The following is an 11255-nucleotide window of genomic DNA, read 5'->3' as shown; positions in this document are numbered from 1 at the left end:
CGACCATGCGGCGGCGCGAGATGTGGGGTGCTCTGTCGGGCCCCGCGCGCTTCCTGATCGTCAACCAGTTCGGTGTCTGGCTCGGCTTCTTCCTGGTCGTCCCGCTGCTCGCGACTCGCGGCACGGTCGAGCTGGGAATCAGCAGCGCGGCGGTCGGGCTGGTCCTGGGCTGGCGGACGTTCTCCCAGCAGGGACTCATGTTCGGCGCCGGGCTGTTCGCCGACCGGATCGGACTGAGGGCGGCACTGCTGATCGGCAGTGCCGCCCGCTCCGTCTCGCTGGTGATGCTGGCCTTCGCCGAGCAACTGTGGAGTCTGCTGGTCGCGATCACCGTGTTCGGACTGGCCGGCTCGCTGATCGCTCCGTCGACCCGGGCTTACCTCGGCGTGGCCGCCGGTGCCCGGCGCAGTGAGGCGTTCTCGCTGTTCAACAGCGCCTCGGTGCTGGGCTCCGCGGTCGGCCCGCTGGTCGCCGTCGCCGCGTCTCCGCTCGGCTTCGAGACCACCTGTCTGTTGGCGGCCCTGGTCTTCACCGCGATGGCGGTCGGCCAGTTGCTGGTGCTTCCACCGGCGCCGCAGCCGACCGCACCGTCGCTCGGCCGCGCCGTACTGGCCATCCTGCGATCCCGCCGGCTGCTGCTCTTCAGCGCCGCCGCCAGCGGCCAGTACGCCGTCTGGAACGGCGCGTTCCTGCTGCTGCCGCTGGAGGCGACCCGGCTGACCGGTCACGCGGCTGTCGGCACCGGCGCGGTGTTCGTGCTGATCGCGGTGACCACCGTTGTGCTGCAGGTCCGGTTGCTCACGGTCCAGCGCCGGCTGGGCTCGATCCGGGCTGCCGCGGCCGGGATCGCGCTCACCGCGGTCGGCTTCGGAGCGGTCGTGCTGACCCGGGCCGGGTGGCCGGAGGACGTCGTACCGGTCGGGTCCGGATGGCCGGGCGCCGCTGTACTGGCGCCGGTCGGGCTGCTGCTCGCCGGGACCGTGGTCATCGCGGCCGGGAACGCGCTTGCGGTGCCGCCGATCCAGGACCTCACGGCGGCGCTGGCCCCGCCGGGGCAGGTTGCCGCGGCGTACGGGATCAACGGGCTGTTCGCGGGGACGGTCTCGGCCGTGGTGGTGCCGCTGGTCGGGCGGGTGGACGACTTCGGCCAGGTCAGCGGACACCGGTGGACCGCGCCGGCCCTGGTCTGCCTCGTCGCGCTGGGCTCCGCGCTCGCAGTGAGACAGATGTCCCGGGATCTGGACTCCTGACCGGGTGCTTGGACCGGTACGGGAACATGGAGGAGGGAAGGACGGTTGAACCCGGAATCCCCCCGATATTCCCGCTGACGAGGAGCTCCACGTGTCACTGCCCCCGCTGGTCGAACCGGCCGACGAGCTGACCATCGACGAGGTCCGCCGGTACTCCCGGCACCTGATCATTCCCGAGGTCGGGATGGCCGGGCAGAAGCGGCTGAAGAACGCCAAGGTGCTGGTGATCGGCGCCGGCGGTCTGGGCAGCCCTGCGCTGCTCTACCTGGCCGCGGCCGGTGTCGGCACGCTCGGCATCGTCGAGTTCGACACCGTCGACGAGTCCAACCTGCAGCGCCAGATCATCCACGGCCAGTCCGACATCGGCAAGTCCAAGGCGCAGTCGGCCAAGGAGTCGATCCTCGAGGCCAACCCGTACACGAACGTCGTCCTGCACGAGACCCGGCTGGACAACGACAATGTGTTCGAGATCTTCGAGCAGTACGACCTGATCGTCGACGGCACCGACAACTTCGCCACCCGGTACCTGGTCAACGACGCCGCGGTGCTGCTCGGCAAGCCGTACGTGTGGGGCTCGATCTACCGCTTCGACGGCCAGGTCAGCGTGTTCTGGGCCGAGCACGGCCCGTGCTACCGCTGCCTCTACCCCGAGCCGCCGCCGCCCGGCATGGTCCCGTCCTGCGCCGAGGGTGGCGTGCTCGGCGTGCTGTGCGCGTCGGTCGGTGCCGCGCAGGTGACCGAGGCGATCAAGCTGCTCACCGGCATCGGCGACCCGTCGCTGGGCCGGCTGAACATCTACGAGGCGCTCGACCTGAACTGGCGCGCCCTGAAGGTCCGCAAGGACCCGAACTGCGCGATCTGCGGCGAGAACCCGACCGTCACCGAGCTGATCGACTACGAGAGCTTCTGCGGCGCGATCACCGAGGAGGCGGCCGACGCCGCCGCCGGCGCGACCATCTCGGTCAAGCAGCTGAGCGAGTGGATCAAGCTCAAGGACAACGGCGAGAAGGACTTCGTGCTGATCGACGTCCGCGAGCCCAACGAGTACGAGATCAACCGGATCCCCGGCTCGGTGCTGATCCCCAAGGCCGACTTCCAGACCGGCGTCGCCCTGGAGAAGCTCCCGCAGGACAAGCAGCTGGTCTTCCACTGCAAGTCGGGCGTGCGCTCCGCCGAGGTGCTCGCCATCGCCAAGGGCGCGGGCTTCTCCGACGCCGTGCACGTCGGCGGCGGCGTGGTCGCCTGGGTCGACCAGATCGACCCGTCGCAGCCGTCGTACTGAGTTGCCGACCGGCCCCCGTCGTACTTCGGTACGGCGGGGGCTTCGTCATGTGATGAGGGACCAGTCGCGACCGCTTCGGTCAGAACGGCATTCGGCAGGTCGCGACGGCATCGGCTCCTGACGGGTCGCCGGTGATCAGCTCCACCACCGGCTCGTCGTCGCGGCCGGACACAGTCCGCATGTAGCCGACGGCGTCCGTGCGTACCGTGGCGACCGGATCGCCGACGCCCAGCTCGTAGACCCCGCCGCCTTGCCCGCTGAGCTCGACGACCACCGCCGGACGCGAACCCCAGAACGGGCCGTCCATCAGGTCGCGCATCACCTGCGCGATCAGTTCCTCGGCATACGGGCCCGCGTCGAACGGGCGGCCGAGGGCTTGGCAGACGTCGTCGCGGTGCATCCACAGGTCCCGCGCGAGCAGGATGTCCTGGACGTAGCCGAGATCGATCGACTCGAAGCCGGGGATGCCCTCGATCGACATCGTCATCCGGCGCAGCAGGGCCGGGTTGCGTGAGATCGTCCGGGTCGCCTTCGTCCACAGGCGGTCGAAGCGTTCGCGCAGCACGTCGGGCGGCGTACCGCGGTGCTCGTCGGCCTGGACCATCATGTGCGCGTCGAGCCGGACCACGTCCGGGTAGACCCGCTTGGCTTTGCGGTAGCGGCGCGGGAACGACCACAGGCGGATCACGTCCTCGGCCTGGCCGCACAGATGCCCGACGACATCGGCGACGTCCCACTCGTCGCAGACGGTACGCCGCTGCCAATCGCTGCCGGCGATGGTCGCCAGCAGGTCCCGCCATGCGGCGATCTCGGCGTCGCGGTGCTCGCGGCAGCGCTGCCGGTCGGCGCGTGCTATCTCTTGTGCGCGAACGGCGATCATGGTTACCCCCTGGGTGGTGCGTAGCGTTGGTGGAACATCTCCAGGACGACGGGCAGCAGCCGGGTGTACCGGCCTTGCTCGAACGTCGCTTCCGGTTCGTTGGCCAGTTGCTGGGACAGCACGCCGGCCGTGATCGAGGTGTAGAGCGCCACGCCGTCCTCGGTCGCAGCGTCCGGATGCAGCAGTCCCGCGTCGACGGTGGCGCGGAGGTGGTCGCGTAGCTCCTGCATGACCTCCAGTGCCGGCGCGAAGGCCTCGGGGGTCGGCTCGAAACCCGGCACCGTCCGCCAGAACAGCAGTTGCGAGTACACCGGGTTGGCCATCGCCCAGCGGCTGACGGCGGTCAGGCAGATCAGGTCGAGCTCCAGCAGATCGTCGGTGTCCGCGGTCCGCGCCGCCTCCCGGCGTACGGCGAGGACCTGCTCGGCCCCGCGCCGGAACAGCGCGTCGTAGATCGCCATCTTCGACGCGAAGTACTGGTACAGCGAGGGTGGCTGCATGCCGACCTCGCGCGCCACCGCGGACAGGCTCAACGCGGCGACCCCCTCGGCCTCCATCAACCGCAATGCGGCGTCGAGGATCTCGTCGATCGTCTGCCGGCGCCGGCGGGCCCGGCGGTCGAGCGAAGCGGCTGTGCTCATGGTCTGAGGAAAACCTAAGACCATTAGGGAAGTCAACAGCTCGTAGATCTTCTGCAGTGTCCCCGCCGCCGCGTACCGTCGGAGCATGTGCCGAAACATCACTGTCCTGAGAGGCCTGGAGCCGTCCGCGACCTCCGAGGAGATCTACGCGGCGGCGCTCCAGTACGTCCGTAAGGTGACCGGCGTCGGATCGCTGAGCGCGACCACCCGCGAGCCGATTGAGCGCGCCGCGACCGAGATCGCCCGGATCACCGAGGCGCTGCTGGAGGAGATGCCGGCCCGTCGCGTGCCGCCACAGACCGTCCCGCCGCTGCGCCGCCCCGAGGTCAGGGCACGCCTCGGCCTCGACTGACCTTTACCCGCGCTTCGCGGGCCGTAGCAGGTCGAGGGCGGCCAGGATGTCTTTCCCGTCGGGGGTTTGACCGGGATCGAGCAAGGCCTGCAGGGCCAGCCCGTCGATCAGCGCGAGCGCCAGCGAGCCGACGCGGTGGGCGACCTGCGGATCGAGGTCGTCCACCTCCGCACCCAGGACCGCCGCGGCCATTTGCCGACGGTACTGCTGATACACCGCCGCCAGCCTCTCCTTGACCTCGGGGGAGTGCGGCGCCCGGGCGAACGCCTCGATGCTCGCCGTCGTGCGCCGCGGATCGGCGCGGAAGACCTCGGCGAGTACGTCGAGCAGATTCGCCAGGCGCTCGCCGGGATCCCGTCCGGCCAACTGATGGGCTGCGCCTCCACCGTCTACCGCCGCGCCGACCAGTCTCTCGATTCCTTCGTCCTCATGCCCGAAGGAGTCGAGCATCGCCTCGGTCAGCAGGCCTTCCTTCGACCCGAAGTGGTACCCGATCGAGGCCAGGTTCGTGCCGGACTCGTTCACCAGGTCGCGCGCGGTGATGTCGCCGTAGCCCTTCTCCGCGATCAGGCGCTTGGCCGTCGCCAGCAACTTCTCCCGGTTTCCCACCCTGGCAGTCTACGCCGCCGGTAGACGATCGTCGTATACGCTTGTCATAGACAAACGTATACACAGGAGGTTGGAGATGCTCGCACTGGAAGTCACCGGCAACGTCGCCGTGCTCGGCTACGGGCTGGCCGCGATCGGTTCGGCGATCGGGGTCGGGATGATGTTCAGCGCCGTGATCAACGGGACCGCCCGGCAACCCGAGGCGCGGGAGACGTTGCAGTCGATCGCCTGGATCGGCTTCGGCGTGGTCGAGGTGCTGGCGGTGATCGGGATCGCGCTGGCGTTCGTGTTCCGGGTCTGATCCCCTGCGCCGAGCCGGCGAGCGGGTGTAGGTTTCCTGGTGGCGGCAAGCCCTTACCAGTGGAGGCGTGCGATGCGGTTCGCGATCAAGACCCGGCCCGAACACACCAGGTGGCAGCAGATGCGTGACGTCTGGGTGGCCGCGGACGAGTTCGAGATCTTCGAGTCCGCCTGGCACTGGGACCACTTCTACCCGCTCACCGGCGACATGGCCGGGCCGAACCTGGAAGCCTGGACGACGTTGGCCGCGCTGGCCCAGGCCACCTCCCGGATCCGGGTCGGCTGCCAGGTCACCGGGATGATCTACCGGCATCCCGCCGTCCTGGCGAACATGGCCGCGACCACCGATATCATCTCCGGCGGCCGGCTCGAGCTCGGTGTCGGCGCCGGCTGGAACGAGATGGAGACCGCGGCGTACGGCATCGACCTGCCGCCGTTGAAGGAGCGCTTCGACCGGTTCGACGAGGGTGTTGAGGCGATGATCGCGCTGCTGACGCAGAAGGTCGCCAACTACGACGGCCGCTACGTCAAGCTCACCGACGCGTACTGCGAACCGAAGGCCGTACAGACCCCGCATCCGCCGATCACGATCGGCGGCAAGGGCCCGAAGCGGACTCTGCGCGCGGTCGCCCGCTGGGCCCAGCAGTGGAACGTGATCGTGCAGAGCCCGCAGGAGTGGACGCCGCTCAAACAGATCCTGGTCGACCACTGCGACAAGCTCGGCCGCGACGTCAACGAGATCACCTGCTCGGTCAACGTCCGGATGGACCCGGACAAGCCGCTCGACGACGCGGTCGCCCTGGCCGCGGCGTACGGCGAGGCCGGCGTCGACCTGGTCATCATGAACCTCCCGCTCGACGCTTCCCCGTCGGTCCTCGAGCCGCTGGCGAAGGCACTCGCGCCGCTCTCCTGAACGTCCACCACCCACCAACCCCCGGTCGGGCCCGGTTTCCAGGCGGCAGCAGGCGTGGCGCTGCCCGCGTCGGGCTGCTTGGTGGGTGCTGCACGTCCGCCCGGGCGCTAGCGTTGGCGCCGTGGACCGGGAGGAGTACGTCGAGGCAGTGCTGCAGGCCGTCGAGTCGATCCCGCCGGGCCGCGTCGCGACGTACGGGGACATCGCCGCGTACGTCGGTCAGGGCGGCCCGCGACAGGTCGGCGCGATCATGCGGGAGTACGGCGGCGGCGTGCCGTGGTGGCGGGTGATCCGCGCCAGCGGCGTGCCCGCCGACGAGGTCGTCGACGACCAGCTCCAGCTGCTGCGCGGCGACGGCGTCCGCGTCACCAACGGCAAGGTCGACCTGCGCAAGGCCCGCTGGGAGCCGAAGGACTGACCGGCCTCGTCAGGCGGCGCGGCGGGCCTTCGACTTCGCCCGAGCCATCTTGAACAGGTAGAGCGGTGTCGGCGGGACCCAACCGAGCTGACTCGCCTGGCCGAGGTCGTCGCGGTTGGCCCAGTGCTCGATCACCAGCCCGTCCTCGATCCGCAGCCAGTGCGACTGGGTGACCGCGAACGTCCGCCCGGTCGGCGGAAACACCGTGTCGACCGACCCGTCCTCCGCGTGCACCACGAACGGCGCCACGTGCCGCCCGCTCATCGTCGTCCGCACCGCCACCATGTTGCCCTCAGCAACTACATCGTGGACCTGGTAGCTCAGGTCGGCGAACGCGGATCGCAGCCAGGCGGCCGTCGCCCAGAAGCCGTCCGGCCCGGGCGTGCGGGCGGCCGGCGGCTCGACCTTGTCCTCCCGGTTGACGGCGGCCGGATGCACCACCTCGTCGAAGGTCGCGCGGTCCCCGTCCGCCATCATCAGGATGCTCCGGACCGCGAGGGTCCGCGGATCGCTCGCCACGGTGCTGTTCATGTCCCCTCCAAATTAGATACAGTGCGACTGTCCCCAAAATCAGAGTGGAACCGGCGATGGCAGAAGTCAAGAGGTCGTACGACGCGTCCGGCCGGCGCGAGCAGGCGGCTGCCCGGCGCCGGGCGGTTGTGGCCGCGGCCCAGGAGTTGTTCGCGCGAGACGGTTTTCGTGCCACCACGATCGCCTCGGTGGCCCGGACTGCGGGGGTCTCGGCCGAAAGCGTCTACAAGGGGTTCGGCACCAAAGCCGCACTGGCGAAGGCTGTGTTCGACCGGGTGATCGCCGGCGACGACGAGCCGGTCCCGGTGGCGGAGCGGGCCGATGCGAAGGCGATCCAGGCCGAGCCCGACGTACGCGCCAAGGTCACCCTGTACGCCGAGGCGGCGGCCGCGCGCCAGGTCCGGTCGGCCGGCGTACAGATCCTGATCCGCGACGGCCGGCACGTCGACGAGACGCTCGAAGAGGTCTGGCAGAACCTGCTCACCGAGCGCCTCACCGGGATGACGATGCTCGCCACTCACCTGCATTCGACCGGCCAGTTGCGCGCGGACCTGGACGTCGACGAGGTGCGCGATCTGCTGTGGACCTACATTTCCGTCGAGCTCTACGAGCTGCTCGTGCTCAACCGCGGCTGGACACTGGATCGCTACACGACCTGGCTCACGCGGACCCTCGTCTCGGCTCTCTGCGATTGACCACGGCTGTCCGCTGAGCGACCGACCTCACCAACGCGGCGGGTGTGTTTCGCGGTTTGTCGGTGGCGTCTGATGGGATGTGTTCGTGGTCAGCAGAACAGGGTCCCGGTATCGGCTGGTGAAGCCGGAAGGGCGAGTGGTGGGGCCCACTCCTGCGCCGGTGCTGGATGCTGATCAGCAGGCCGTGGTCGATCATCCTGGTGGGCCGTTGCTCGTGCTCGCCGGGCCGGGGACGGGTAAGACGACGACGCTGGTCGAGGCCGTTGTCGACCGGGTGGCCAATCGCGGGTTGAGCCCTGACCAGGTGCTGGTGCTGACGTTCGGGCGCAAGGCCGCGACCGAGTTGCGGGACCGGATCACCGGGCGGCTGGGCAAGACGACGCGGGTGATGCCGTCGATGACGTTCCACTCGTTCTGTTACGCGTTGCTGCGCAGGTTCACGCCGGCCGACGCGTTCGACGTCCCGCTGCGGCTGCCGTCCGGGCCGGAGCAGTCGTTGCGGTTGAGCGAGGTGCTCGGCGGGAGCCGCGAGGTCGGTGTGGTGCACTGGCCGAGCAGCCTGCATCCGGCGCTGAAGACGCGCGGATTCGCCGACGAGGTGCAGGCGGTGATCGGCAAGGCGCGGCAGCTCGGGCTCGACCCGGAGGACCTGTCCGCGATCGGCCAGTCGGCGAGCCGGCCGGAGTGGGTGGCGGTCGGCGACTTCTTCGAGGAGTACCTGCAGATCCTCGACCACGAGCAGGTGCTGGACTACTCCGAGCTGATCCACCGGGCGGTGATCCTGGCCCAGCAGCCGCAGGTCCGGGCGAAGCTGCGCGAGGAGTTCAAGGTCGTTTTCGTCGACGAGTACCAGGACACCGATCCCGGCCAGACCAAGCTGCTGCAGGCGATCGCCGGCGACGGCCGCGACCTGGTCGTGGTCGGCGACCCGGACCAGTCGATCTACACCTTTCGCGGCGCCGACGTGCGGGGTCTGCTGCGCTTCACCGAGGAGTTCCCGAAGGTCAACGGTGAGCCGGCCGACCAGATCGCGCTGGCGACGACCCGACGCTTCGGTACGACGCTGCTGCGCGTCTCCCGCAACGTCGTGAACCGCCTCGGCGTACCGGGCACGCTCGACCGCGACACCTTCGACCGGTTCCGCAATCCCGACGCGAGCGGCTGCGTCTTCGGCCCGGGCAAGGTCGAGGCGAACCTGTACTCCACCAGTGGCGCCGAGCTCGAGCACATCGCCGACATCCTGCGCCGGGCGCACGTCCAGGACGGCGTCGGCTGGCACGAGATGGCGGTGCTGGTCCGGTCGGGCAGCATCTCGATCCCGCCGTTGCGGCGCGCGCTGCCGGCCGCGGGCATCCCGGTCGACGTCGCCGGTGACGAGTTGCCGCTGTCCCGCGAGCCCGCCGTACGGCCGATGCTGCTGGCGTTGCGGGCGGTCGCCGATCCGTCGACCTTGACCGTGGACGTCGTCCGGGCGCTGGCGTTGTCGCCGCTGGGCGCGATGGATGCCGGGCAGTTGCGCCGGCTCGCGCGGGTGCTGCGCAAGCGGGACCGGGAGGCCGCGGGGGGTCAACGGCTGCCGCGGTCGTCGGACGAGCTGCTGCGCGAGGCGCTGCTGGATCCGCTGATGCTGGACGAGCAGGCCTCGCCGGCCGAGGCGCGGTTCGTGGCGCTCGGCGAACGGTTGCTCAAGGCAAGGAACATCGTGATCGCCGGCGCCGCGCCCGACGAGGTGATGTGGTCGCTGTGGTCGGAGTCGCCGTGGCTGCGCCGGTTGCGCGGCCAGGCGAACAGCGGCGGCGAAGTCGCGCGTGCGGCGAACCGGGATCTCGACTCGTTGTGCGCGCTGTTCGACGCGGCCGGACGGGCCGAGGAGCAGGTCGGGTTCAAGGGCGTCTCGGCGTTCCTCAGCGAGCTGGAAAACCTCGACATCGCCGCCGACAACCGGTACGACGCGACGTACCGGGAGGCGGGGGTGCAGTTGATGACCGCGCACCGGTCGAAAGGGCTGCAGTGGCGGCTTGTTGTGGTCGCGAGCGTGCAGGAGGGGCAGTGGCCCGATCTGCGGCGGCGTGGATCGCTCCTGGAGCCTGACCGGCTCGGTCCGGACGGGTTGGTCGAGCCGCTGTCGGCCGGGGCGATCCTGGCCGAGGAACGGCGGTTGTTCTACGTCGCGATCACCCGGGCGCGCGAGCGGCTGATCGTCACGGCGGTGCAGGCGCCGGAGGCCGACGGGGAGCAGCCGTCGCGGTTGCTGGCCGAGCTGGACATCCCGTTGAAGCTGGTCGCCGGCCGGCCGCGACGTCCCTTGTCCTTGTCCGGCCTGGTCGCGGATCTGCGCTGCGTGCTGGCGGATCCGGCGTCGTCGCCGGCGTTGAAGCGGGTCGCGGCGGATCGGCTCGCCGTACTGGCTGATGCTGTCGACGAGCGTGGCTACGCGCTGGTGCCGACGGCTGATCCGGAGCGTTGGTGGGGTGTGCGTGAGCGGACGAAGTCGGAGCGGCCGATCGCGGTCGAGGACGAGCCGGTGCCGCTGTCCGGCAGCGCGCTGTCGACGATCGTGGACTGCCCGCTGCGCTGGTTCCTGCAGCGGCGAGCGGGTGGGGAGACGCCGAGTACGTCGGCGATCGGGTTCGGCATGGTGCTGCACACGCTGGCCGACGCGGTCGCGACCGGCACACTGCCGCCGGACGCCGACGAGCTGAACGGCTGGCTCGACAAGGTCTGGACGCAGCTGGAGTTCGAGTCGACCTGGATCTCGGACCGGGAGCGGGTCGAGGCCGAGCAGGCGCTGCGTCGGTTCGTCGCGTGGCACCAGGGCCGCCCGGACCGCAAGCTGATCGGCAGCGAGGTCGACTTCAGTGTCCTGCTGCCGGACGAGGAGAAGCCGGGCGTACAGGTCAAAGGCCGGATGGACCGGATCGAGCAGGACGGCGACGGCAAGATCCGGGTGATCGACCTCAAGACCGGCCGCACGGTGCCGACCAAGCCGGCGCTGGAGCGACACGTACAGCTGGCGATCTACCAGCGCGCGATCGCGTCGCGGCAGCTGAAACTGCTCGGCGAGGACGCGGAGAGCGGCGGCGCCGAGCTGGTCCAACTGCGGCACGACGACATCGGCCTGCCGAAGGTCCAGGCGCAGGCGCCCTTGGAGCCGGACGACGACGGCCGCACGTGGCTCGACGAAGCGGTCGAGAACGCCGAGGCGATGGTGCGCTCGGAGGAGTTCACCGCGAAACGCAACGACGGCTGCAGCCGCTGCGACGTCCGAGGTCTGTGCCCGATCCAACCGGAAGGACGGGAGATCGTCTGATGCGATCCACGACCGCCGACCCCGGCCGTGTCTTTCTTGGTCCCTCCCGTCCTCCACAGTTCACACCTCCGCGG

At 69.9% G+C, this 11255-nt stretch carries 12 protein-coding genes; 8 read left to right on the top strand and 4 right to left on the bottom strand.

The window, feature by feature from the left end:
- The first annotated feature begins 5 nt into the window (after positions 1-5).
- Positions 6-1250: an MFS transporter gene (locus tag ACQPXM_RS31365; protein WP_432940285.1), complete on the top strand. Its 1245-nt coding sequence runs from the start codon at positions 6-8 to the stop codon at positions 1248-1250.
- Positions 1251-1341: 91 nt separating this feature from the next.
- Positions 1342-2532, top strand: a complete 1191-nt coding sequence (gene moeZ / locus ACQPXM_RS31360; protein WP_432940282.1) for an adenylyltransferase/sulfurtransferase MoeZ — start codon at positions 1342-1344, stop codon at positions 2530-2532.
- 79 nt (positions 2533-2611) lie between these two features.
- Here moeZ and ACQPXM_RS31355 read toward each other — a convergent pair whose 3' ends face one another.
- On the bottom strand, positions 2612-3412 hold the full coding sequence (locus ACQPXM_RS31355) for a maleylpyruvate isomerase family mycothiol-dependent enzyme (protein WP_432940279.1): 801 nt from the start codon (positions 3410-3412) through the stop codon (positions 2612-2614).
- A 2-nt stretch (positions 3413-3414) separates the two neighbouring features.
- On the bottom strand, positions 3415-4053 hold the full coding sequence (locus ACQPXM_RS31350) for a TetR/AcrR family transcriptional regulator (RefSeq protein WP_432940277.1): 639 nt from the start codon (positions 4051-4053) through the stop codon (positions 3415-3417).
- A gap of 85 nt (positions 4054-4138) precedes the next feature.
- Here ACQPXM_RS31350 and ACQPXM_RS31345 point away from each other — a divergent pair, with 85 nt between their 5' ends.
- Positions 4139-4405 carry a DUF2277 domain-containing protein gene (locus ACQPXM_RS31345; protein WP_077015551.1) on the top strand — a complete coding sequence of 89 codons (267 nt, stop codon included), beginning with the start codon at positions 4139-4141 and terminating at the stop codon, positions 4403-4405.
- Between the two features lie 3 nt (positions 4406-4408).
- Here ACQPXM_RS31345 and ACQPXM_RS31340 read toward each other — a convergent pair whose 3' ends face one another.
- Positions 4409-5014 (bottom strand): TetR/AcrR family transcriptional regulator, encoded by a 606-nt coding sequence (locus ACQPXM_RS31340; RefSeq protein WP_432940274.1) that lies wholly within the window; start codon positions 5012-5014, stop codon positions 4409-4411.
- Positions 5015-5090: 76 nt separating this feature from the next.
- Between ACQPXM_RS31340 and atpE the strand changes: the two genes are divergently transcribed.
- The 3 genes from atpE to ACQPXM_RS31325 all read left to right on the top strand — a co-directional run bounded on the left by atpE (position 5091) and on the right by ACQPXM_RS31325 (position 6645).
- On the top strand, positions 5091-5315 hold the full coding sequence (gene atpE / locus ACQPXM_RS31335) for an ATP synthase F0 subunit C (protein ID WP_432940272.1): 225 nt from the start codon (positions 5091-5093) through the stop codon (positions 5313-5315).
- 72 nt (positions 5316-5387) lie between these two features.
- Positions 5388-6227 (top strand): TIGR03560 family F420-dependent LLM class oxidoreductase, encoded by an 840-nt coding sequence (locus ACQPXM_RS31330; RefSeq protein WP_432940270.1) that lies wholly within the window; start codon positions 5388-5390, stop codon positions 6225-6227.
- Between the two features lie 121 nt (positions 6228-6348).
- Positions 6349-6645: an MGMT family protein gene (locus ACQPXM_RS31325; RefSeq protein ID WP_432940267.1), complete on the top strand. Its 297-nt coding sequence runs from the start codon at positions 6349-6351 to the stop codon at positions 6643-6645.
- Positions 6646-6654: 9 nt separating this feature from the next.
- On the opposite strand, the gene ACQPXM_RS31320 is transcribed toward ACQPXM_RS31325, so the two are convergent.
- Positions 6655-7176: an ester cyclase gene (locus ACQPXM_RS31320; RefSeq protein WP_432940264.1), complete on the bottom strand. Its 522-nt coding sequence runs from the start codon at positions 7174-7176 to the stop codon at positions 6655-6657.
- A 56-nt stretch (positions 7177-7232) separates the two neighbouring features.
- Here ACQPXM_RS31320 and ACQPXM_RS31315 point away from each other — a divergent pair, with 56 nt between their 5' ends.
- Together ACQPXM_RS31315 and ACQPXM_RS31310 are read left to right on the top strand one after the other, a co-directional pair.
- Positions 7233-7871, top strand: a complete 639-nt coding sequence (locus tag ACQPXM_RS31315) for a TetR/AcrR family transcriptional regulator (protein ID WP_432940261.1) — start codon at positions 7233-7235, stop codon at positions 7869-7871.
- Between the two features lie 139 nt (positions 7872-8010).
- Positions 8011-11181: an ATP-dependent helicase gene (locus ACQPXM_RS31310; protein ID WP_432940258.1), complete on the top strand. Its 3171-nt coding sequence runs from the start codon at positions 8011-8013 to the stop codon at positions 11179-11181.
- Positions 11182-11255 lie beyond the last annotated feature (74 nt).

The sequence above is a fragment of the Kribbella sp. CA-253562 genome, from assembly GCF_050942265.1.
Classification (GTDB): Bacteria; Actinomycetota; Actinomycetes; order Propionibacteriales; family Kribbellaceae; genus Kribbella.
Note: the sequence above shows the minus strand (reverse complement) of the source record. Positions and strands in the feature narration are given on the sequence as shown.